Genomic DNA, 23,234 nt, shown 5'->3' with positions numbered 1-23,234 from the left:
TGCCGGGGCTCGTGATACCATTCCGCGCTGTCACAAGATCCTAGCTAGCAAGCCGGCGAGGCCGATCGCTCGCCGATAGCGATGACCGTGGTAGGAGAGTAAGCCGGGGCCTTGCCGTCGTTTAGGCAGATGTTTGCTTGATCTGTTTGCTGAGTGCGGTCAGCGATTTTGATGGTGGCGTGATCAAGTTGCGTGATGGGGGTCGGCGAAGCGCTCCCGCGGTCTCGCGCGGCCGGGGTGTGGGCCGGCGGCGCGAGGTGGATCAAGCGCGGTGACGGGACTCAGAACAACAGGGGATCGTCGAAATCCGGTCCGTCGAACAGGTCCGGTTGGTGGTCGCGAGGCCGGTTGTCGTCGCGTTCGGCATCGCGGATTTGGGAGGCGTAGCGGGTCTCGAACTGATCGGTCAGTCGGAAGAGGACCTCCCGGATGGCGAGGACCGCGTCATCGGACAGGGGTGGCCAGAAGAATGGCTGCAGGGTGGTGTCGGGCTGCGGCATGGTGGTGCTCCGAGTCGGTCAACGTGGCAGGGCGGCCCGCCGCGGGGTGGCGGTGGTGGGCGGGGTGAAGACCTCGAGGAAGAGCGCCTCGTCGAGGTGGGGGCGCTCGGTTTGGGCGGCGACGGCGAGCAACTCGGCGGCCAGGGTGGTGAGGATGCGGTAGTTGCCGGCGGCGTGGTCGCAGAGGGTGTGTTGCAGGGGCTCGCTCATGAGGGCGGCGTTGCCGGCGCTGGCGCACAGGTGTTGCAGGCAGGCGAGCAGCTCCTCGCGGCGCGCATGCTCGGTGGCCAGACGGGTGCGGATGCGCGAGCCCAGGGGCAGCAGCTCCTCGCGGCGCAGGTGATCGGTGAGGCGGGTATCCCCGGCGAGGACGACGCACAGCAGCGGTTGGGAGTCGAAGCGGGCGCTGGCGAGCAGGCGCAGCTCGTTGAGCACGGCGGGGCTCATCTCCTGGGCCTCGTCCACGAGCAGCACGGCGCGCCGGCGGGTGGTCTGCAGATGGCCGAGCCAGGTGGCACGCAGCGCCTTGAAACCGCCCCAGCGGTTGTGCGGACGCAGCGGCACGGCGAACAGCTCGCCGAGCTCGCGGTAGAAATCCCCGAGGCTGCTTTGCGGATGATCGATGGCGCCGACGCTCAGATCCGGGAGCCGGGCGAGACGCTCGGCGAGCAGACGCAGCACGACGCTTTTGCCGGTGCCCGGTTCGCCGTGGATCATCGCAAACCCGCCTTCGCGGATCTGCGCCTGTTCGATGCGCCACAGGAAGTGTTCCACGCGCGGGGGGATGTAGAGCGCCTCGATCGGCAGCTCCGAGGAGAAGGGATGCCATTTCAGGCCGTAGAGGGCGAGCAGTCGCGCATTCATCGGGTGTCCTCGGCGGTGTTCAGGGGCAGATAGGCCGGCGGCAAGCCGGTCGCGGCATGGGTCTCGAGGAGCTGGCGCAGCAGCGGCGCCATCCCGCTCGGTGTGCTCGGTTGCGGCACCGGTGCGCCGGGCACCAGCGCACGGCGGGCCTCCCCGGCATTGGCGGCCTTATCCAGCGGACGCAGGGGGCTCAAGATCGCACCGCTGTGCGGATCCACCAGATCGACATGGGCCAGATCCCAGCGCGCGTAACGCAGATGCACCGTCTCCAGGGCGCGGTAGCGTGCGGGGATTTCCAGGCGGATGCCGGCCAGGCTGACGGTGCCGTCGGCCCGGCGTTGGCGTCGTGCGACCTCGATGCGGAAGGCCGCGCGCAAGGCGGCGGCGTCCGGGCAGGGGCGCGCCACGGTCGGGCCCTCCAGATAGCGCGCCAGCGGCGTAGTGGCCAATTCCGAATGGGTGCTGCGGTGATACTCCTGCTCGACCCAGGCCTGGGTGGCGTGGTTGAGGGCCTGCAGCGTGAGCCCGGACTCGCCTTCGAGCATCGCCATCAGGCGGCCTTCCACGCGGCCCCAAAAGGCCTCCTGCTTGGCGTTCTGATAGGGCGAATAGGGCAAGGTGGTCTGATGCAGGACGCCCAGACGGGCCAATCCGGCGGTCGTCTCCTCGGCCAGCATCGCCGCGCCGTTGTCGGTCATCAGGGCGCGCGGCAGGCCGCGCTTCATGAACGCCTGCGACAGCCCGTGCACCAGCACCTCGGCGGTCTCGTTGGTGTACCACTGCAGGTGACAGACCAAGCGCGAGCGATCGTCGATGACCCCGAACAGCAACGGCGTGAGCCAGGTTCCGGCCGCCGTGAGCACCTTGCGCGAGCCGTGATGGAAATCCAGGTGCCAGAGCGCCGAGACGTGCTCGACCTCGAAGCTGCGCACCTCGCGCTGCTCCAGGCGATCGCGCGCGGCCAGCGCGCCGGCGGTGTCGCGCTTGGGGGTGGCGCGGCGCACCATCCCGTGGGCCTTCAAGTAGCGCCGCACGCTCGGATAGGACGGCACCGGGGTGGCGGTGCCGGCGAGGGTCGCGGCCAGGTTGTCGCGATGCAGCTGGGCGGTCCAGCCGGGATGATCGCGGTACTGCGCCTGCAGGGCCTCGCGGGCGGCGGGCAGCACGCTCGGGAAGGCCCCGCGATCGGCGCGCACGCGATTGCGCAGCACCGCCACCGGATCGGGCGCGGCGCGCGCGGCGTAGTACCAGCGCTCGAGGGTCGACACACCGAACCGAACATCCAGGCCGGTGACGGGATGGCGCCAGGTCTTGGCGGCCAAGGCGGCGAGTGCCGCCTGCAACTCGCCGTCCGACGGCGGGGCGGCGAGCAAGGGTCCGATGATCGCAAAGCGCACGCGGGCCCAACGCTCGCGTTGCGGAACCTCCACGGGGGTCGGCATAGGGGTCTCCCGGCCACGGCGCCGGGGGTTCCGACACCTTCGCGACCAGCCTAGCCGGGTGCCCCGGCGCCTTCGAGCTGCATCCTCTGCGTGGCGTCAGCCGCCCTCGTGCAGCCTGCACGAACGACTCGTCAAGGGACTCAAAAAGCGCAGCAACGCCACCAGGGCGTCCGCGGCATCGCCGAGGAAGCGCTCGAGCAGACTCCCCGGCGCCTGCTGCAGATCCACCGGCGGGACAAAGCCCCCTGCGCGCTGCACCACAGCGGGGTCTGCGCCAACTGCTCCCGCCACCAGGTCTGCCAGCGCCGCAGGGTGCGGATCGGGACCGCCAACGTCGCGGCCAAGGCGTCCGCTTTGGGGTGATGTCCGCTATGGCGCACGCAGGCCACCACGACGATGAGGCCGAGATAGACCCGCCGGCCCAAGAACCGCACCGAGCGCGGCGTCAGGCGTCGCCGACACTGCGCACAGCAAAAGCTGCGACGCGTGGCGAACGCCTCGCGCCATGGCTCCGGACAGCCGCGCGGTTTACGGGGGTAGTCGGCCTGATGCAGCGTGCCGCCGCAGGCGGGACAACCGGCCTCTCGGGCGGCCTCGGCGAGATCCTCGTCGATGTGCAGCAACAAGGCGAAAAACGTGGGGCTTTCAAGGACGGCGTGGCACACTGATGGCGTCTCTTTGTCTTCGCAAACAAGAGACTCTCCCGACGGGTGCTGTTGTTCAAGCACCCCGAGGGAGGCCCACCGCTCGCCCTCATGAAAGATGACGATTTAAGGGGAAATAACCATCAGGGAAGGTGGCCGTGCTCATTTGCCGCCTGGTTTCCCGGCGGTGCCGCGATATCTCCGCCATGCGACGATTCGGCGCCCGACTCCTCGCAGAACCGGACTTGGAGTGTTACACCATCCGGCTCCCGGCCCGAGTCTTCCGCCGTGGAACAGGGAGCGAGTCCAGCGCCCTGTCGACTCCGCGCGTGCGGCTCCCGCCGCCGCGCCGAGCGTTCCGCGCACCGCCACAAGGGCGGGCACGCCGACGGCGTGAAACGCGCGAGCATGGTTGTCACGGACAGAATCCTCTCGGTGGAGGGCCGTGCTTTACCCGCGCATTGTCCTGGGCCGCCACCCCTTTGCTCGACCCGCATGACCGGGCGTCACAGCTCCTATGGGTGGCTCCGACTTCCACGCATCCCCGCCCGCGTCCTCGCTTTTGACACTTGTTCGCGGGTGCCCGCTTCCTGCGGACCGATGCGCGGATCTCCCTGGTTACCGCGGAGTCTCAATGTCAGGCTCGATACGGTCTCTGACCCCGGGGAGTATCCGTGCCGCTCGCCAGAGCGCGACACGGATTGTTGCCTACCGGCGGGACGAAGCCGTCGGCACTCACCAACCAAAATTTTCGGGGCTCACACCTTCAGGGTCGGCATCACCCGTTACCTTTGCACCTCGCCTGCTGTCGTGCCTACGCATCGACGCGCCTGTGACCAGTCGCGCCGCAAGGCTCGATACCGGGCTCGCGGCGCACGATTACCCGGGCGGGAGTTCCACCCGCTAGAACACGCGGCCTTGCCAGGCCGCACCGTCCCCGGTTTCCTCCTGGAACATCCCACGCCACTCCTAACTGGATCGGATCTGCTCCAACAGGTCAACGGAGACTCGGTAGCCGAAATTCGACATCTGCCGAATGCACCTCTCCGCACTCTGGATCAGCCCTCGCCGTTCCGCCATATCGAGCAGCCGAACCGATCCGACGATGTTGAGCCCCTTGCGCAGCGCATAGCGCCTCGCCAGCCGGTCGTCTACGATCAGCAGTGAACGCGCCCGGTCCTCCAGGGCCAGTCGGATCGAATCGCTTTCACCGAGCCCCAGGCTCGGGGTCAAGGGAGCCGATTCCCTTGCATGGGCCTCGACAATCAGCCAGCCGTCCCGGATGGATGCAGCGATCCGTTGAGCGTCCAATCCCTCGGTCACCAAGCATTCGTTCCGCACCGACGCGGTGATCCGGATCCGTGAAAACAACACCCGCAGGACAAAAAGTCCGTCGATTCCAGCAAATGCGATGAGTGGCCCAGCGTCGGCGATTACGACGCGAGCCATCGATCCAGGTCCGCGGCTTCGTGCCTAGTGGTTTCGTCGAAGCGGACAACGTCGATACCCAATTCACCGAGGTACTGAAGAAACGCCTGCGTGACCATACCACTCAGCCGGACGGCCCCGCCCAAAGACAGTGTACCGTCTTTGAAGAGTGCCGCAGCCAAGGCTGGTCTCACCGACTGCTCCCCCTCGGCAACCGACTTGTCGAGGTGCACGATCAGCGCGTTGGGTTCATCGCCTTTCAGCACCAGCACAGGCGACTCTTCTGCCTGGCGCAGCGCGAGAGAGGGGTTCTTTTTCAGATTTCTGACATTCGTGGCGTGCATGTTTCATCCCGGAAGCTGGCAGTTGGGTCGCTTTACCGTAGCCTACGCCTCGTAGTCTACGGTGTCGATGCAGCGCCGATCCAGGACGGGGCAGACCTCGCATCGCAGCCATTCCAGCGTTTCCTGCAGGCTAGGCTTGGGCAGGACCAGTCCAGCGCCCCACGACCGGGGACCTGGGACAACGAGGTAAATTATCCCCGAATCGGACACGGTTCATCCGTCGACGGAATCCAGTCGCGCAACTGCTCCCCGTTCGCGTGCCCGGCGCAACGCTGCGTCGGTGCCAGGGGGCGACTGAAATCATCCCACACCTACATCCCGCAGCCCGACAATCAAGTGCCACGATGGCCGAAGGCACGAACACGACGCGACGATTCGCCGGCCCCAAGCAGCTGGCTCGCAAGCCAGCGAGGCCGAGCGCTCGCCGATCGCGATCCTCGCGAAGCCCCGACATCCCCGGATCGACGACTTGCAGTCGTCTTCTTACGCCGGCTAGACGGTCCGCGGGATCCATGTCAACGCGACGATCTCGGGAACCGCGCTGAACGCGTTTTGGCCGGATTCATCAGCGAGGCCCATCGGTCACCGATCGCGATAACCGTGGTAGGAGAGTAAGCCGGGGCCTTGCCGTCGTTTAGGCAGATGTTTGCTTGATCTGTTTGCCGCCTGGTTTCCCGGCGGTGCCGCGATATCTCCGCCATGCGACGATTCGGCGCCCGACTCCTCGCAGAACCGGACTTGGAGTGTTACACCATCCGGCTCCCGGCCCGAGTCTTCCGCCGTGGAACAGGGGAGCGAGTCCAGCGCCCTGTCGACTCCGCGCGTGCGGCTCCCGCCGCCGCGCCGAGCGTTCCGCGCACCGCCACAAGGGCGGGCACGCCGACGGCGTGAAACGCGCGAGCATGGTTGTCACGGACAGAATCCTCTCGGTGGAGGGCCGTGCTTTACCCGCGCATTGTCCTGGGCCGCCACCCCTTTGCTCGAACCGCATGACCGGGCGTCACAGCTCCTATGGGTGGCTCCGACTTCCACGCATCCCCGCCCGCGTCCTCGCTTTTGACACTTGTTCGCGGGTGCCCGCTTCCTGCGGACCGATGCGCGGATCTCCCTGGTTACCGCGGAGTCTCAATGTCAGGCTCGATACGGTCTCTGACCCCGGGGAGTATCCGTGCCGCTCGCCAGAGCGCGACACGGATTGTTGCCTACCGGCGGGACGAAGCCGTCGGCACTCACCAACCAAAATTTTCGGGGCTCACACCTTCAGGGTCGGCATCACCCGTTACCTTTGCACCTCGCCTGCTGTCGTGCCTACGCATCGACGCGCCTGTGACCAGTCGCGCCGCAAGGCTCGATACCGGGCTCGCGGCGCACGATTACCCGGGCGGGAGTTCCACCCGCTAGAACACGCGGCCTTGCCAGGCCGCACCGTCCCCGGTTTCCCGCGCTACTGGCTCCAGCGGCGGGTCTCTGAACGACGACCCAAACGACTACAGAAAACTATCCGCATGCGCACGCACGAATTCCTTCACCCTCTCCAGTTCACCCGCGCTCATGTCCGGATCGGTCGGTAGATTTACCAGCTCTCGCGCCGCTTCCTCGGCGCGGGGGCAACTGCCTTTCTCATAACCCCACGGACTAAGATCGCTTTCTATCGGGTGTAATGGCGAGTTGAACCAATCGCCTAAGCGTACCCGCTGTCGCTCGGCATCCCGCATCATTCGCCCACGATTCTTGACGCGCACCGCATACTTCAGAAACGAATGCTCCGCATACTGGGGGCGAACAGGAACCGCCTTGCCCAGTCCAGACAACAAGACGTCGTACTCCGCCGCGACTCGCTGTCTGAACCGGATTACTTCGGCGAGATTCTCTAGCGCCTTGATACCGAGATCCGCTTGGAAGTTGGAGAGGCCCTTCAAGAAATCCTCGGGCATTTGAGGCGCTTCCAGTTCCTCGCCTTGGGATGAGCCAATCACCAGGTTTTTAGCACTGAGCCAGCGATACAGCCGCAGCAGGGGCCAATAGGTCGACTCCCTCATCAGATTGTGACGAGCGAAGTAGAGCGCGCGCAGCATCGCCACGTCCTTGAAGGAGGGCTTGAGCGCACGAGCCTCGAACTCCTCCAAACTCCTCGCCAGCGCTTTGTCCGAAGTCACCGCGAATCCACCGATCCCTGTGTTGAAAGGTTTATTCCACTGCGTGGAAAAGAAGGAAACGCGGGCAACGCTGCCGTTGCGTCGACTCTTATAGGTACCACCGAAGCCATGGGTGCAGTCGTCGATGACCTCGATCCCCCTGTTCCTCGCTTGATCGAGGATCGGGTCGAGGTCTGCGGATAGCCCGAAGCTGTTCTGGGCGATGATGGCTCGGGTCCTAGGGGTTATTAGCGCCAATATTGATTCAGGGGTAAGCGTATAGGTGCCCGGATCCACATCCACATAGACTGGCTTAGCGCCCGCGTAGATAACGGCATTGGGAACGACGACGCAGGTCAACCCAGGGACTATGACCTCATCGCCTTCCCCGACGCCGAGAGACTTCAGAATCGCGTAAAGTGCCACACGACCCTTCCAGAATAGGGTCACGCTGGCATCATCCGCCAACTGAGCAGCGGTACACTGCTTGAAAGCGATCAGATTATTCATCCGATTAGCTCCAGGGCGACTAGGTTCGCTTTCGAGGCTTCCATACACTGCGGCTCCCATATCGATTCGAATCGTTGTATCTTCTACATGCACAGGGCACGTTGAGCAAACCAAGTGATCGACCTAGGCATAACCTAGTAATGCCAAGCCACGATTCAAGTGTGGCATTGCACACTGCCAATCATCATTCGAGAGCGTGTATCGCCCCCTGCCAACGTAGGTGCGAGAGACGGTAGACAGCAGTTCGGGCCTGCGATAGGGTTCGGGATCGATCTGCAGCAAGTCAGCCACCTGTTCCAGACAACCTTTGGGCTCTTCCACGAGCGTTTCGTAGCGGAGCGTCAGCAACCGCTCGGCGGGAATCTGCTGAGCTAAATCACGGCTGGCGCTCTCGACGCAGCGGAGCCATTGCAACGCGCAGACCTCAGGCAATGCCTTTCGCGCCAGATCGACGTCGATACCAGCGTAACGTGGGCCCCACACGAACCGGCTTTTTTGTTGCGGCGTCAGCAATCGGTGGAGCAAAGAGAAGCCGTAGGACACGCCATATCCAAAGGCTTCCCGGATCGGATAGGTGTAGGCTTTCCGTAAGATATAGCGCCAGTCCGGTTTCGCGTTCCATTGACGAACCACGGATTCAACCACATCCCGGCCATCTCGCACGAGATGGACGTACCGCGCCTCGGGAAACACCGCTTGGACAAAGGGCACGCGTAGGCAGTTGCTGACGGTCTTTTCAACCAGCCAGGGCGCTCCGGCATGATGCCGCGATATTTGCTGCTGGATGCGACTTCTGACCGCGGGCGTCAACATAGCGGGAGTGAGTTCATCATCCGGCCATTTTTCGTTGCCGAGGCGCCAAAGATAATTCACATCGAAGGGTACCTTATCCGCGCCATCGTGCGCGGCAATCAGATCTCGCAGCAGCTTTGTTCCGGAACGGGCTGCCCCAATTACAATCAAAGGTCGATACGTCATTCCTCGGCATTCCCTATGTGGTCCCTAGCTGCGGGCGCTGCTCGAATGTAAATCCCCGATCATCATGGGCAAGCAGGTGATATCCGAGCTCGGCCATCATATCCTCATAGTTCTCGCCGGTTCGAGCCAGGCAAATAAAAGGCAGCCCCGCTGCAATCAAACCACTCATTCCGGCTAGGATCTCTCGTTCAGCTCCGTTCGTGGTGATGCTGACCAGGTCGACCCGCTCCAGACCCTGCAACCGAACGATCGAATCCAGCGTATCGGCCGGCAGTTCTACGACCCGATAGTCCTTGAGGCGTTCCTCGTCGTACTGCTTGCTCCCTTCGGTAAAGTTCGTCGCCGGATGGGTATCGCTCACGTAGATCCGCAGCGTTTGCGCCTGCGACCAGGCGGCCATCTGTGACAGCAGGATATTTGTTTGATGATGAGTTTCCATGATCTGGCTGAAGGCTGCCTCGCTCTCAGGATCCGGCTCGACGATCAACACACGTCCGCTCGTGCCAGCAAATAAACTGAAATACATCGCCCGTGAGCGTCCGGCCAACAGGGTGTCTTTCGGTGCGCCGATCTGTACCACGACAGCACCTTCTTTGACTAATCGGTAGGGATAGCGATTCTTGCGAAAGGTGCGCCCGATAAAATATTTGACCGAAAACGGGATCAAACGCGCCAATCGATAGTACAGCCGGACCAGAGCGCGGTGTAGCCACAGATCGTGCGACCATAAAAAACGCCAGTAAATCCTATTCATACGTGCTATTCCTTATCGGCAAACGTCTGGAACAACGCCAAATAACGAGAAAGGGCATGATCTCTCCCATATTTCTCTCGATTCAGCGCAAGAGACCGCTGACCCTGCGCGACAGCCAACGTCCGGTCGGCGTGGTAGCGGCGGATCGCAGCCGTCAGTGCATCGGGATCTCCGAGCGGGATCACTGTCCCGATCTGCTCTTCGGCGACCATGCGGGCAATCTCCCCCGACGGCTCCCCTTGATACAGGATTGCCCGGCCTGCGCCCAAGGCACCGTAAGCCTTGGAGGGCACAACCAGGCCGGCAAAGCCGGCTCGCAGCGAGATGAAGTGGAGATCGCCAAGACTGAGACTCTCGGCCAAGCGCTCGGGGGGCTGGAACGGCATCAACCGGATATTCTCCAACGCGTACCTTTGTTGCCACTCCACCACCTCTCGGCGGCGCGACCCGTCGCCGATGAACAGAAACACCAGGTCGGGCAAGGCCCGCAAGCGCCGAGCGGCTTCCAGGATATCGTCGAGAACGTGCGAAATGCCGAGGTTTCCCGAATACAAGATCACGAACTTATCGGCCAGCCCCCAATCCCGACGTAGCCTATTGTGTGCATGAGGCACGGGAAACACTTCGTTCTCGTTGATCCAGTTGGGCACAAGATGCAACCGGTCCGCCGGGATGCCATCCCGTTCCAGATGGTCCCGCATGCAGCGACCGATCACGACCACGGCATCGGCCCGACGCAAGGCAAATCGCGATAACCGTGTGAGGGCGCGGGTCAGCCAACCGTCGGCGGACAGCAGCCCGTCTCGCACGGCCACATCGGGATAAAGGTCCATCACCAGGCAACAATAGCGCTGGCCGCGCAGCCGCCGCAGCACGACGCCCCACAGCGCGAACAGGGGCGGTTGGGTGAGAAAAAAGTTCAGTCGTACGCGCGGTCCAAACAGCGAATAGGCTGCGGCGCCGAATAGGTAACCGGCCATGGCCCACAGCTTCTGCGGCCCGGTCCGGACCACCCCTCGACCGGTCGGTAGGCGCCGGAGCCGCAGCCCGGGATGCCTTAGGCTGTCCTCCAGCGGTTGCCGCCCACCGCGGTATTCCCGACTTGAGACCACGACCTCAGCGGTCATTCCCTGCTCGGCGAGGAAAGGCAGCAAATCCCGGTAGAAAGGCGAGACCGGCTCATAGGTATTGAAGAAGCGAACGGCAATCATGCGGGAATCCTGGCGGTCAGCACCGACCCGCTTCGACGGAGGAGGCGGCTCGAAGCTTCCGCGGCCGGATGCTGCGGGCCGGGTTGCCGCTGGCCACTACCCAGGGCTCAAGATCGTCGAACACGCTGGACCGCGCTGTCACTACCGTTCCTTCGCCGATGGTCACGCCCGGCGCCACGAAGACGTCCGCCGTCACCCACGCCTGTGGGCCGATCTCGATGGGTGCGGTGATCAAGGGCAGGCGTTCGTCCGTGTAGTCATGGCTGCCGGTACATAGGAAGGAATACTGACTGACCACTGCGCCACGACCAATTGTTATCCGGTCTACGCAGTAGCAATCGGCGAAGTCGCCGAGACGGCTCCGATCGGCCATCTCCAGGTTCCATGGCGCCCAGATCCGCGCCGATGGAAACACATGCACTTTCTTGCCGATCCTGGACCCGAAGAGCCGAAGCAAGAAGCAGCGCCAGGAATGCAGTGGGCGGGGCGACGGTCGAAAGAGCGTGATCCAGACGAGAAACCAAGCGGCACGGGCGAGTTTGTTGCCGGGAGTGAGATAACAGAGGCGAGGTTTGATAGACATAATCAGTGCCGGCCTTCCCCATTCGTCGTTAGGTTACGTTCGGTCAACACGATGCTGAACTAACTCAGGTGAATACATTAGAAGGCAGCGTATAATCAAATATCACGGGCTGTTATCAAGCCAGCGCCGAAACGCTAAAACGGAAATTGTAATACGGTTACCTACGGTTTATTGAAAAACAATAAAATAATACACTACTAATGAAGGGCGACCGTTCCATGGTTCTCAACATACAGATTACATGGTAAGGCTTATGCGTAATGCCTCCCGAGATTCACGACCTAATCGCAATAAACGCAAGCCGGCATCGATCTACGACCCAATATCCAGTGATAGACGTCACTGGTCTGCAGGGCGATGTGCGTCCAATCAAACTCCCGCGCATATTCTCGGCCACACTCACCCATCGCTTTCAGGTGCAGCACGTCCAATTCGAGTGCTTCGCGCAGCGTGCAAGTCAGCGCGTCAACGGTCGGTTCAATACACCAGCCGCATCCATGCCTTTCGAGCCCACGCCATGGTGTGCCAACGGTTGTGATCACGGGCAGTCCAGAGGCCAATGCCTCGGCGACCACAATTCCAAAATTCTCACTAAAAGATGGTAGTACAAATACGTCAGCCTTAGCAAACAAATTGGCTTTGGTTTCGCCTTCAACTTCACCCAAATAATCCACAACTGTTTCCAAACCCAACTCACGAACTCGTCGCATCACGACGGCCAGATGTCCGTCCTCGTCGGGACCAGCCAAGCACAAGCGCCAATTCAACGGCCGCAAACGACTCCATGACTCAACTAGATTCAGCAACCCTTTTTTCGGATGAATGCGACTAAGAAAAAGTGCTACGCGAGGTCCAGGCCGTAATTTCAAAGCCCCATCTACACTCGATTGTAAAGTGGGTAACACAACACCGTTAGGTATGATCGCAATCGGCTGTCTCAACCCCAACCTTCGCATACTTTCGGCTTCTTGCTCACCTGTCGCGAACAAAAGCACTGCTGTTTCAAGATTACGGCGTTCGTACGTATATAGTGCAAGGCGCTTTTTCCAACCACGATAATCGAGTGCCCAAGGCTCAAGGGTTCCACGAGGATGCGTAACCAGGGGAATCTGAAACGTTCGCGCGGCAACTGCGACATGATGATGGTGTGGTAACCATAAACCGTGATAGTGCAATATTGACGGAGTATTTTCAGCAACTACGTCATATAACATTCGCCTCATTGGCAAGCCGAATTTTAGTGCCAATTGTGAACGAGAAAATGCTATTCGACGCTCGACCCTCGTTTCAGTATCCGCAGCGAAAATTTCTCCATTGCAAATACTTTGAGTGATTAATGTTACCGTGCAGTCCCCCTGCGCTGCCAGGTGCTCAGTGAGTCCAGTTACCGACCGCGGCGGCCCGCCAAATTGAGGAGAAAGACTTCTTATGCAATGTGCTACCTTAATCACCATTTTACCTTACCACATACTAAACCGGCTCAGGATGCCACCTGTTATTAGAGCAATGTACGTCAACATTGCAAAAATTGCCGTGAAAAAAAAGTAGGGCTGAAAAACGTCACAACTCAGATCCTAATTTCGAACGAATAATGCATCCACGTATCGAATTGTGCCTTCGTTATTTTTAGGTGCAGAAAGTATGCTCCTAACTTGATATCCAGAATTAGACATATAATTAATCAATTCTTCAAAACGATAAGATCCTATAAACCTGCTTGATACAGATACTTCAGCTAAAACGAATTTTATTCTATTTAAAGATTCCACTCCACCTTTAAGAACCTCCAACTCATAACCTTCTGTATCAATCTTTAACAATGCCTTGCCTAAGTTGTAGTTCTTAAGCAATTCATCTAGTGTCTCCATCTCTACCTGCCGTTCCTCGAATTCCGTGTTTCTTTCGGTTAGCGCAGTACGTTGCAGGACCGATGTCCGTGATAGTTTTCCTTTGTCCACGTTGATCGAAATCTTGCCTGACAACGATCCGACGGCAAAATTCAGGAATTCCGTGCTACGACCTCGCAAGCACTCGTTGGTGAGTAAAGCAGTTTCGGCACAAGGGTCTATAAGAATGAGTCTGGCGTCTGGGAATGCCTCATAAAGCAACGGCGTGCCGCTTGCGACGCCGATATCGATAACCGTGTCAATATGCCCAATTTCCTTGAGGGTGCGCCAGCCATCAGGTCGGTGCCGTATGACCTGTAGGCCGAGAGGTCTCGCAACAGAATTCAAGATTCTTCCAATTTGACTTTTCATAAAACTTGCTCCGTTTGGTCAAGCAATGATAGCGTATGAGGTGAAAGGAGTTGCTCACGCCGACGAGATAGTGCACGCATCTCATGCTGTCCTAGGTCAGGCTAAGCTCCGCTTCCCCGCTCATGCTTCGGTGAACGCCGCGGAGACGCTCTAAACAAAATAAGAATCCCCGGCTAGAGGCTACTGCTGTTCGTAACCTAAGAAGGAGCTTTATTAACCTCATCCATCTGAAGTGTGGATCATGGCGATCAACTCATATGGCGTTCGGAACGCAGAAGACATATAAGAGAGGTATCGATCGATAGTTTGCGTCGCAAATACAGCCAGAGAAGCAAATTTGGGATTGAAAGTGCTATGAACGCAGCAACCGCCAGGTTAATTGCAGACAATGCAGCACCATGGATAAGTATCATCGCCGCCGCAAACATAACGCCAATCAGGCGTGCGCGAAGCGCAATATGTTCCAACCGACATTGCGCTGCGACCGTAAAGTTCGCGCCACAGATGATATTGACCACTGACCCCGCGAGAATTACAGAGAAGACCAGCCATATTCCCTGTTCGTTCTCGATCTCGAAAAACCAAAGAAAAGCAGGTAGAGAGAGTAGCAATACGCTGGCAAGTGTAATTCCCGGAAGTAATGTCAGCGTCGCGGCACGCCGGCAGAGTCTTTGAACCATCATCACGTCAGATGATGCGCAGGCCCGTCCAACGCCGACCAGCACGGTCCAATTTGCGACGATTTGCGGCAGGCTAGCAAGATTCGCCAAGCGCTTGAGGATTTGGTATGCGCCTAGATCGGCATTGCTCAAGAACAGGCCTCCGAGCAGGATGTCTACTTGTGCATTTAAGTTGCCCAGAACGGATGTTCCCCAGAAGCTGCGTAAGCCAAGGGCACGCGCACTTCCCGATACACGGAGAAGTTGTCGACGCGAAAATGCACGCTTGATGCTAGTCATCGCGAGTAGCGCAAGGACGAATAACGAAAGCACAAGAAAAAACCCAAAGATCACCACGGGATGTGGTCGCGCGAGGAGGGTGGCCAGCAGGGCAGCGGTCAGTAGGATCAATTGCGGCCCGCCGTCGCGTACCAACATCGAGACTGTCAAGCGATCGTCGATGCGAAGCGGGGTTGCAGCATGACCGATCAAGTTCAGGGTCAAGCCAACTGCCACCACCAGGAAAACCTCGGTTGGCCGTGGCGCCTCGTAGCCAACGAACGGCAGAAATAAAGGCCCGGCCAGTATAGTCGAAATCGCGATGAGACCAAGCATTGCTGCTGGCCATAAGAAAACGATCTGGATGGCTTCGACTGCCGATACACCACGGGCTGGATCAGATTGTAGAGCTGAGGTCTCTCGCATTATATATAGCTGTCCACCGAGCGATCCAACTGCGCCGAGGGTGACTGCAATCACCCACAAAAAAACAAAATGCCCAAAGTCGGCTAGGTTCATAACCGCTGCAATTACCAGCAGCGATAAGGAGTTCACAGCAACGATCGCTCCGCGTACGCCGTAGAGGGACCAATCTCGACCTGATAACAGCAGACTCATCACCCGCACCAGTCGCCTGGTTCTATCCCTAACTGTCTGAGACCGTCGGGTACGTGAGCCAACCGTCTCGCGAGTTCAATTCGTGTCTCTGGCGCCAGCCTCACAGGCGGGATTTCTCGCTTTTTGATCAAAACGACTTTTGCGGCTTGGCGTAACACGTCGGGAAACATCCAGCGAAGCCGTTGACGGTAAAACCTGCCACTCACGAACCGGCCGAGCGGAGACGTCTTTGGTGCGCGTCGGCTATCGCGCGGATTGGAAACAGCACTCCGTGCCGGAAGACGAGTTGGGTCCAGACCCACGAAAGAGGCCACAGAGCGAGCACAATCATACCTCGCGCGAACGTAGTCCTCGAAGATGACCGGAAGCACATTCCGCCGCTCGAATGCGTTGATCCAGGGTTTAATCTGCCGGGCGTAATCGCTACACGCAACATAACGTCCGATATCCAGCGCCGTACGGTCGAACTCCGGGCGTTCCAAGCGCTTAGCGGCGAAGTCATGGGCGAGATGACTTTCGATCCGATGAATCGGGTCACGCATGATGTAAATAATCCGCGCCTCTGGCCCTAGCGCGGCACGCGCGAGATCCGATACATCAGCACAATCCGGGGCCATCGTATAGGTCGTTGATGCTTCGCCTCGGATCTTATCACGACCTATTCTACCGAAATGTTTTCGCCAAAGCCCCAGCGCTTCTTCCGGGGAGGTAGCCTGATGGAGTATATCGGGCTCTTTCTCGGTCGGCAGTGCCGCATCCGGGTGAGCAGCCAAATCATCATAAAGAGACGTCGTGCCAGATTTACAGGCCCCGACGATAAGGAAGTGCGGCGCACCCTCTGGCGCGTTGACGATTCCGTTATCAAAAACTGTCGCACTCAAACCAACTCTCATTGGTTTCACTCCATTTCTGATTAAAACATGCCCGGGCGTTTTAGTGACCGACCAGACCGAGACCACTCCGGAACGGGGGCCGACGTCGCGGCTACCGATGCCCTGCAGACAGCCCAGATGAAAGCTGCGCACCTAAAAGGCGGGTTTTAACGTTGGATATCGAAATAAAAGATTGCCAAACCTATAAAGTTCTTGCTTGGGCTTGTGGGCCTTGATCATCGTTTCGTTGCGCCAGGCAAAGTCTGGAAGGAGAGGAAGATAGCGAACGGATAAGCAAATCGGAAACTCCTTTTTGCGACCCACCGGGTGCAAGTCCCGAGCCGGTAAGGAGTGGCGGCCTTGATCATCGTTTGGCCCACCTGCGGGATTCCCGGCTGGTATCCGGCCGTAACATTGTGATTCGCAACGCCATGCGTTGTGATGCCCTACCTCTTACTAGGTTTTGTGCGAAACGATGATCAAGGCCCTTGCACCTAATGGTTGGTTAAATCTTGGTGGATACTTTACGGACCCCAAAGCGAAAGCGTCTACTCAGAAGAAACACCATTAAAGCAAAAGGCAGAATAACCATTAGATAGCTTATTATAAATTTACTCAAATCGCTCGAAAGCAAACCAAACGATAGCGGGATCACCGTTATCGCGTAAAAGGCGACACCAATGGGGTTTCGGGAAAGAAGGAGCGGCCGAATGGAGTCATAAAAAAAACGTAGTAAGATTCCGTATAGTAACATACCAAAGAAAACACCAGGAAGGTGAAAATTCATAAACAAATCGGCGATGAACCCCGTAGGCACTCCCGCTGAGCTATTGTCAAATCTGGTGTATGACCATAGGGCCAGAGTTTGATCAGGCGGCTTCCCGTTGCTCCTCTTGGGTCTCCGGTGGGTCGTCGGACACCGGAATCCCGTCTTCGTAACGTGTCCCGCCGAGCAGTTCGGCCACTTTCTCGGGGGCACGGATGCGCCGCCAGGTCTTGGCGGCCTCTTCGCTCATCTTGAAGGCCAGGCCGAGGAAGGTCGCGCGGGTGACGCAGTTCTTGGTCCGGCCGGTGCGATGGCGCACGGTGGCGAAGGTCGACTCGATGGGGTTGGTGGTGCGCAGGTGCACCCAGTGCTCGGCCGGGAAGGCGAAGAAGGCGAGCAGGGCCTCGCGGTCCTTCTCGAGCTTCTCGGTGGCCTTGGGATATTTGGCCCCATAGCGGTTGATGAAGCGCTTAAAGGCTTGGTCGGCCTGCTTGCGGGTCGGCGCCATCCAGATCGCCTGCAGATCCGCCTTCGCCTTGCCTTGCAACGACTTGGGCAAGGCATTGAGCACGTTGCCCATCTTGTGGAACCAGCAGCGCTGATGCGCGGTCTCGGGGTAGACCTGCTCAAGCGCACCCCAGAACCCCAGCGCCCCGTCGCCGACGGCCAAGCGCGGACCCGTCTGCAGACCACGTGCCTTCAGATCGCGCAGCACATCGAGCCAGGATTCGGTGGATTCACGCAACCCGTCGACGATGGCGACCCACTCCTTGGTGCCGTCGGGCCGCACCCCGATGATCACCAGCAGGCAGAGCTTGGGATCGTCGCTCTCGCGCAGTGTCGTGTAGATGCCGTCGACCCACCAGTAGGCGTACTGCCGGCCTTCGAGGCTGCGCTGGGTCCAGTCCTTGTACTCCTCGGCCCACGCGGCCTTGAGCCGGCCCAGAGCCGCCGCGGAGAGCCCTTTGGCGTCCTCTCCCACCAGCACCTCCAACGCCTCCCCGAGGTCGCCGCTGGAGATCCCCTTCAGATAGAGCCACGGCAGCGCCGCGGCGACCCGGCACTGCGGCGCACGTACGGCGGGGCCAGCGCGGAGTTGAACTTCACCCCGGCCCCGGAGCGGTCGCGTACCTTGGGCACCTGCACCTCCACCGGACCCACCGTGGTGAGGATCTCGCGCGCCGGCAGATAACCGTTGCGCACCACCGCCCGGCGTCCGTCCATCAGCGACACCCCGGCAAACTCCTCGAGCAGCTGCTCCACCTCCGCCTCGATGGCCCGCTGCAGGATGTCGCGCGCCCCGCGGCGCACCAGCTCCTCCAGCGGCAGGCCCAGCTCGGCCAGCACCTCGCCCCGATCCCCTCTTGCACGGCGGGCCCCCGTACTCGTATCGTCGCTCATGGCGCACCTCTCTCGTTGCTGCTTTGGGTCTCGACAACCACATTGTCAGCAACGGTGCGCCGCCTGCTCAAGCTCTATCAGTCCCCGCTCATACACCAGAATCGAGCATAGCTCACTCCCGCTTCCTCAAGCCCATAGATTTCTTTGCCAACTAACTTTCCACCTCCGAGGGCGGGTTTATCCGGCCACAACACACGAGGAATTGGCGCGACAATCCAAGAAACCATCGTGGTGCCATATTGATAGGGTATCCTGTCTGGCACACTTTCAATAATAAGGCTCGTCTTACCTAGATCGATGAAGTGTCGACCACCAACCGTCATCGTGATTAGTGACTCAGAAAGACTTAGTGACTCGATGCTTTCAATGCTTCGTGTGGATCTTAAGACGGTGATCAGACTTAGAATCAGAAATGCGAGAAGCAGATAAGTTATGACCTGTTTAAGCGGAACGCTCTTTTTTAGGTAATAGATTAATATGATCGCCATTATAGCCAGATCAGCGACCTCGCTCCGACTGCTCGTAAAGACCGCAAACCCAACGGTGACCATCGCAGCGAGGAATGCGACGACGGCAAAAATTTGTTTACTGATATTTACCGATTGCAGATAAAACGCGTACGCGATCGTGAATAGCAGAGGTGTTAATGAAACGGCCCAACGGAGATAACCATAAGCCGTTCGATATTCTCCACCCTCGACAGTTTGGAATCTTTTCGCGGAAAGCTCAGCGACATCCGCATCGGCAAGAGAGAAATCGAAGTTTTTTACGAATTCAATGATCGCGAACACTGAGACCGTAAGAATTAACAACCCGATCAGTAAAAACCATGTGTTACCAGAAATCTGGCTTGAAAAAAAACGGAGCCGAGTGGTTGCTATGGGTTTTATCCGAATAAGATAACCGATTGTGAGCATCGACAAACCGATGATCATAACAAAAAGGCCACGGAATAGGATATCTGGCGAATAACCGAGCAGAAGATGGTAAAGAAGCTCATCATCCTGGCTTAGAAATACGAGGGGGATTTTTAATGTCACCCCGATCATTACGGACAATAAAATGAAAGTAAGGGGCTGGAATGCCTCATATGGAGAACTCCGGAACGCCGGGATCGCCACCACCAATAGCAATGCGATACCAGTCCATGTCAACATCGCAGCGGACCAATCGTGTTTTATGAACACGGGTATGCTTGCGACGACAACGGCTAGACTTGTCAAAATGACACTGCCGACAACGATTGTTCCGATATGATGCTGTTGTAAGTTCATAGCGCTAGCAGGTATTGCTTTGAATAGATAAGGGTAAAGTTTATTACTACGGCATTAGCGGGCGGCGCTTAAGTGTTGGTGCGTCGAACCGAACAACACCTGTTCTTTCACGATGGGAGTACGCTCATCGCTAACCTTGAATTCATGTTCTAGAAGCATGATCGACGCTCGTCGGCGATCATTACTTATAGCCACGTTTTGTCTCGAGATGTCATCCCGGTACTCGCTGGCAAATTATCCCACCATCGCGCGGCAACCGTGTCATAGAGTTGCCGATAGTCGACAGTATTCCGGAGGACTGACTTCTCCAGTGCGTTCAAATCCGGCATCTCGCCATAGAGTCCGCCCTTGACCCTCCCGCCCAGCACGAGATGCGGTGCGGCGGTGCCGTGATCGGTCCCGCCGCTGGCGTTCTCGTCGGGTCGGCGTCCGAATTCCGAGTAGCTCATCACCAGGACCCGATCCCAATGTCCGGTGTGTCGGAGTGTTTGGCGAAAGGCCGCCAGGGCGTCGGCCAACTGGGCCAAGAGGCGCTCCTGGCGCTTGAGTTGGTTGGCGTGGGTGTCGAAGCTCCCGATCTGGACCTTGACGACAGGGATGGCCATGCCGGCTTGGAGCATGCGCGCCGCCTCTTGGAGCTGACGGCCGATGGGGCTTTTGGGGAAGGGTGTGGGCGTGGTGTCGAGGCGCTCGATGGATCGGCGAAACTCGGCGCCCGCGGCTTGGGTCGCGGCTCTGACGGTGAGCAGATGGTCGAGCGCCGGGGTCAGGTGCGCGGGTGTTGCGTCGAGCGGCTGAAGGCGCCGGGCGTCGTCGACGAAGCGCTCGGCGGAGGCCAGGGTGATGATCCGCAGGTCGCCGCCGCGTGCGGGTCCGTCGTCGCCTCCGAGCACGACCACGTCCGGCAGATCGCCGGGGGCGCGGATCGGCAGTGCGCGAGCGAGCCAGCCTTGCTCGAGCACCTCGTCGCTGTCCGAGCCGGTCTCCCAGATGTCGATGGAGCGAAAATGGGAGCGATTCGGCCGGGGATAGCCGACGCCCTGTATCCAGGCGAGCTCTCCGGCGTCCCAGGCGGGCATCACGGGGCGCAGTGCGGGGTGCAGGCCAAGGCGATCGTTCAGGTCGATGACGCGGGCCGGGGCGATGGCGAGGGTGGGGCGCAGGCGGGCGTATTGCGGATCCGCGTAGGGGATCAGGGTATTGAGTCCGTCGTTGCCGCCTTTGAGCTCGAGCAGGACGAGCGATCGGGTGGGATGCGGCGCGGTTGGTTGCGGAGATGCGACGGGCGGTGCGGCGATGGACACCGTGGGGAGTGCCATGCTCAGACCGGCCAGGCGCAGGACGTCGCGACGGTGCATCAGGCTCTCCGGTGGGTCACTTGCGCGGATGGCGTGGATCGAGGATTGCCGCGATCGGGTCGACAGGGGCATCGGCTTCGGCGGGAGGGGGATCCTCGCGTGGAGCCGGGGTCTTGATACTAAGCCCAGAGCTAAAAGTCAGATTTCCCATTGCACATCTTCGCGCAACAGACAGGAAAAACCCTCTTGGTTGAAATGCCCGTCATTGGTCAGCGCTTCGGTGATTTGCATTTTCAGCATGCGATCCATGGAAATGCAGTCTGTCAGGCTGTAGCCCTTATCGCGTCTCGCGCGGAAGAATCTGAAGCCGGCCTCAAAAGTCTCACGGGATTGCGGTTCGATGTGAATCCTTCTGTCGACTTGCATCTGCGCAGCCATCCGGGTTGCGGCTTGGCGTAGCAAAATACCGCGATCACTAAAATAGTTCAGAAACTCTGTGAGCACCTCGTCGGTCGTTACGATTCGAGCCGCTCGGAGCAACTGGCTGACGCGAACAGCGCGGTCATGCAACTGGTCTCGGGGATTCAGTAAGGCGATCCAGTAACAGGTATCGGCAAACAGGGTTCGCATTAGCGGGTTTTTTTCGATCCATAGAGATAGTGATCGAGCTCCGTCGCGCCGTCTGATGGAAGGTTGCTCCACTCCTCAACGGGAACATCGCGCGCAAGTTCGGCGGCAAACTCCCAGATCGGGAGTGATTCCGCTTCATTTCCCTGAAGCGATTCGGTTATCTCCAATACCAACGTGACCTCTTGGTGATCTTTGAGGCAGATCGGTTCAAGCGGGCGGAACACCCCGTCCTCGTAAATCGCTCGTAGATGTTGAGTCATGGTTCACCTTTTTGTCTCAAGGCAGGACGGGGCATTCTCCCACTTCACGGATCCTCGCACACACGAAATCAGGTCTTGATGCGACATCCGGCCAAAACTGGACGACGTCCCCCGCGAGGAATCCGGAGTCTTGAAAAGCAACAACGGCCTGCCGTTGGGCCGGTGCACCGGCGTTTTGTCACGGGGGTGACAAGGCGGCGGTTGTCGGCAGTAGGCTTGAGATCGGCCTCGTCTAGTGCAGCACGGCAGATGTGTCGAGACCGTTCGTTGTCGTTGTCGTGGTCGTAATCGGCCATCGACAACGACAACGTGATTGATCTCGGACGGTCTCGGAATCTCTGCACTGCAGCACTAGTCTACCGAGATTCGGCATCTCGCCATAGAGCCCGCCCTTGACCCGCCCGCCCGGCACGAGATGCGGCGCGGCCGTGCCGTGGTCGGTCCCGCCGCTGGCGTTCTCGGCGGGCCGGAGTCCGAATTCCGAGTCGTTCATCACCAGCACACGATCCCAATGTCCGCGGTGTCGGAGCGTTTGGCAAAAGGCCGCCAGGGCGTCGGCCAACTGGGCCAGGAAGCGCTCGTGGCGCACGAGTTGGTTGGCGTGGGCGTCGAAGCTCCCGATCCGGACCTTGAAGACGGGGATGGTCATGCCGGCTTGGAGCATGCGTGCCGCTTCTTGGAGTTGACGGCCGATGGCGTTCTTGGGGAAGGGTGTGGGCGTGGTGTCGAGGCTCGATGGATCGGCGAAACTCGGCGCCCGCAGCTTGAATTTCGGCTCTGACGCTCGGTCATGGTTCAGGAATAACTTAGCCATTCCGGTTAATTCTCCCCCTCTCACCAACCCCTCTCCCGCGAGGGGAGAGGGGCTAAGATGGATCGCTTGTTATTGAACGTTTGCTCAGTAGATGGTCGAGCGCCGGGGTCCGGTCAGCGGGCGGTGCGTCGAGCGGCTGAAGACGCCGGGCGTCGTCGACGAACCGTTCGGCGGACGCCAGGGTGATGATCCGCAGGTCGCCGCCGCGCGCGGGTCCGTCGTCGCCTCCGAGCACGACCATGTCCGGCAGGTCGCCGAGGGCGCGGATCGGGAGTGCGCGGGCGAGCCAGCCTTGGTCCAGCACCTCGTCGCTGGCCGAGCCGGTCTCCCAGATGTCCATGGAGCGAAAATGGGAGCGATTGGGCCGGGGATAGCCGACGCCCTGTATCCAGGCCAGCTCTCCGGCGTCCCAGGCGGACATCAAGGGGCGCAGTGCGGGGTGCAGGCCAACGCGATCGTTTAGGTCGAGGACGCGGGTCGGGGCGATGGCGAGATTGGGGCGCAGGCGGGCGTACTCCGGATCGGTGTAGGGGATCAGGGTATTGAGTCCGTCGTTGCCGCCTTTGAGCTCGATCAGGACGAGCGATCGGCTGGGCTGCGGCGTGGTCGGTTGCGGGGATGCGATGGGCGGCGCGGCCATGGACACCGTGGGGAGCGCTATGCTCAGACCGGACAGGCGTAGGACATCGCGACGTTGCATCAGGCTCTCCCG

Annotated in this window: 21 protein-coding genes and 1 pseudogene; all 22 read right to left on the bottom strand. The window is 59.7% G+C overall.

What is annotated here, in order from left to right:
* Positions 1-281: 281 nt before the first annotated feature.
* The 22 genes and pseudogenes from LT988_RS19755 to LT988_RS19650 all read right to left on the bottom strand — a co-directional run bounded on the left by LT988_RS19755 (position 282) and on the right by LT988_RS19650 (position 23,222).
* On the bottom strand, positions 282-500 hold the full coding sequence (locus tag LT988_RS19755) for a hypothetical protein (protein ID WP_232407222.1): 219 nt from the start codon (positions 498-500) through the stop codon (positions 282-284).
* A gap of 18 nt (positions 501-518) precedes the next feature.
* Positions 519-1,364 carry an ExeA family protein gene (locus tag LT988_RS19750; RefSeq protein ID WP_232407221.1) on the bottom strand — a complete coding sequence of 282 codons (846 nt, stop codon included), beginning with the start codon at positions 1,362-1,364 and terminating at the stop codon, positions 519-521.
* The gene (locus LT988_RS19745; RefSeq protein ID WP_232407220.1) at positions 1,361-2,806 is read right to left on the bottom strand and encodes a DDE-type integrase/transposase/recombinase; all 1,446 of its coding nucleotides are present in this window, start codon (positions 2,804-2,806) and stop codon (positions 1,361-1,363) included. The genes LT988_RS19750 and LT988_RS19745 overlap by 4 nt, the downstream gene beginning before the upstream one ends.
* Before the next feature lie 140 nt (positions 2,807-2,946).
* A complete protein-coding gene (locus tag LT988_RS19740) occupies positions 2,947-3,471 on the bottom strand; it encodes a hypothetical protein (protein ID WP_232407219.1) in 525 nt (174 codons plus the stop codon).
* 948 nt (positions 3,472-4,419) lie between these two features.
* A complete protein-coding gene (locus LT988_RS19735; protein ID WP_232407218.1) occupies positions 4,420-4,899 on the bottom strand; it encodes a hypothetical protein in 480 nt (159 codons plus the stop codon).
* Positions 4,884-5,222, bottom strand: a complete 339-nt coding sequence (locus tag LT988_RS19730) for a UPF0175 family protein (protein ID WP_232407217.1) — start codon at positions 5,220-5,222, stop codon at positions 4,884-4,886. Before LT988_RS19730 ends, LT988_RS19735 begins: the two co-directional genes overlap by 16 nt.
* A 1,487-nt stretch (positions 5,223-6,709) precedes the next feature.
* Positions 6,710-7,867: a DegT/DnrJ/EryC1/StrS family aminotransferase gene (locus LT988_RS19725; protein ID WP_232407216.1), complete on the bottom strand. Its 1,158-nt coding sequence runs from the start codon at positions 7,865-7,867 to the stop codon at positions 6,710-6,712.
* Positions 7,868-7,990: 123 nt separating this feature from the next.
* Positions 7,991-8,845: a sulfotransferase family protein gene (locus tag LT988_RS19720; protein ID WP_232407215.1), complete on the bottom strand. Its 855-nt coding sequence runs from the start codon at positions 8,843-8,845 to the stop codon at positions 7,991-7,993.
* Between the two features lie 13 nt (positions 8,846-8,858).
* On the bottom strand, positions 8,859-9,599 hold the full coding sequence (locus tag LT988_RS19715; RefSeq protein WP_232407214.1) for an FkbM family methyltransferase: 741 nt from the start codon (positions 9,597-9,599) through the stop codon (positions 8,859-8,861).
* Between the two features lie 5 nt (positions 9,600-9,604).
* The gene (locus LT988_RS19710; RefSeq protein WP_232407213.1) at positions 9,605-10,810 is read right to left on the bottom strand and encodes a glycosyltransferase family 4 protein; all 1,206 of its coding nucleotides are present in this window, start codon (positions 10,808-10,810) and stop codon (positions 9,605-9,607) included.
* Between the two features lie 16 nt (positions 10,811-10,826).
* The gene (locus tag LT988_RS19705; RefSeq protein ID WP_232407212.1) at positions 10,827-11,393 is read right to left on the bottom strand and encodes a WcaF family extracellular polysaccharide biosynthesis acetyltransferase; all 567 of its coding nucleotides are present in this window, start codon (positions 11,391-11,393) and stop codon (positions 10,827-10,829) included.
* A 281-nt stretch (positions 11,394-11,674) separates the two neighbouring features.
* Positions 11,675-12,847 carry a glycosyltransferase gene (locus LT988_RS19700; protein WP_232407211.1) on the bottom strand — a complete coding sequence of 391 codons (1,173 nt, stop codon included), beginning with the start codon at positions 12,845-12,847 and terminating at the stop codon, positions 11,675-11,677.
* 120 nt (positions 12,848-12,967) lie between these two features.
* Positions 12,968-13,651 carry an FkbM family methyltransferase gene (locus LT988_RS19695; RefSeq protein WP_232407210.1) on the bottom strand — a complete coding sequence of 228 codons (684 nt, stop codon included), beginning with the start codon at positions 13,649-13,651 and terminating at the stop codon, positions 12,968-12,970.
* 248 nt (positions 13,652-13,899) lie between these two features.
* Complete coding sequence (locus tag LT988_RS19690; protein ID WP_232407209.1) at positions 13,900-15,207, bottom strand: lipopolysaccharide biosynthesis protein; 1,308 nt, start codon at positions 15,205-15,207, stop codon at positions 13,900-13,902.
* Positions 15,207-16,232 (bottom strand): sulfotransferase, encoded by a 1,026-nt coding sequence (locus LT988_RS19685; RefSeq protein WP_232407208.1) that lies wholly within the window; start codon positions 16,230-16,232, stop codon positions 15,207-15,209. The genes LT988_RS19690 and LT988_RS19685 overlap by 1 nt, the downstream gene beginning before the upstream one ends.
* 716 nt (positions 16,233-16,948) lie before the next feature.
* Positions 16,949-18,246: pseudogene (locus LT988_RS19680) on the bottom strand (IS256 family transposase).
* A 77-nt stretch (positions 18,247-18,323) separates the two neighbouring features.
* Positions 18,324-19,520 carry a hypothetical protein gene (locus LT988_RS19675; RefSeq protein ID WP_232407207.1) on the bottom strand — a complete coding sequence of 399 codons (1,197 nt, stop codon included), beginning with the start codon at positions 19,518-19,520 and terminating at the stop codon, positions 18,324-18,326.
* A 185-nt stretch (positions 19,521-19,705) separates the two neighbouring features.
* Positions 19,706-20,878 carry a DUF1501 domain-containing protein gene (locus tag LT988_RS19670; RefSeq protein ID WP_232407206.1) on the bottom strand — a complete coding sequence of 391 codons (1,173 nt, stop codon included), beginning with the start codon at positions 20,876-20,878 and terminating at the stop codon, positions 19,706-19,708.
* 138 nt (positions 20,879-21,016) lie between these two features.
* A complete protein-coding gene (locus LT988_RS19665; RefSeq protein WP_232407205.1) occupies positions 21,017-21,448 on the bottom strand; it encodes a type II toxin-antitoxin system VapC family toxin in 432 nt (143 codons plus the stop codon).
* Positions 21,448-21,708, bottom strand: coding sequence for an antitoxin family protein (locus LT988_RS19660; RefSeq protein ID WP_232407204.1), 261 nt, complete (start codon positions 21,706-21,708; stop codon positions 21,448-21,450). Before LT988_RS19660 ends, LT988_RS19665 begins: the two co-directional genes overlap by 1 nt.
* A 232-nt stretch (positions 21,709-21,940) precedes the next feature.
* Positions 21,941-22,522: a DUF1501 domain-containing protein gene (locus tag LT988_RS19655; RefSeq protein WP_232407203.1), complete on the bottom strand. Its 582-nt coding sequence runs from the start codon at positions 22,520-22,522 to the stop codon at positions 21,941-21,943.
* A 52-nt stretch (positions 22,523-22,574) separates the two neighbouring features.
* Positions 22,575-23,222 carry a DUF1501 domain-containing protein gene (locus LT988_RS19650; protein ID WP_232407202.1) on the bottom strand — a complete coding sequence of 216 codons (648 nt, stop codon included), beginning with the start codon at positions 23,220-23,222 and terminating at the stop codon, positions 22,575-22,577.
* Positions 23,223-23,234 lie beyond the last annotated feature (12 nt).

The sequence above is a fragment of the Thiocapsa bogorovii genome (genome assembly GCF_021228795.1).
Taxonomy (GTDB): Bacteria; Pseudomonadota; Gammaproteobacteria; order Chromatiales; family Chromatiaceae; genus Thiocapsa; species Thiocapsa bogorovii.
Note: the sequence above shows the minus strand (reverse complement) of the source record. Positions and strands in the feature narration are given on the sequence as shown.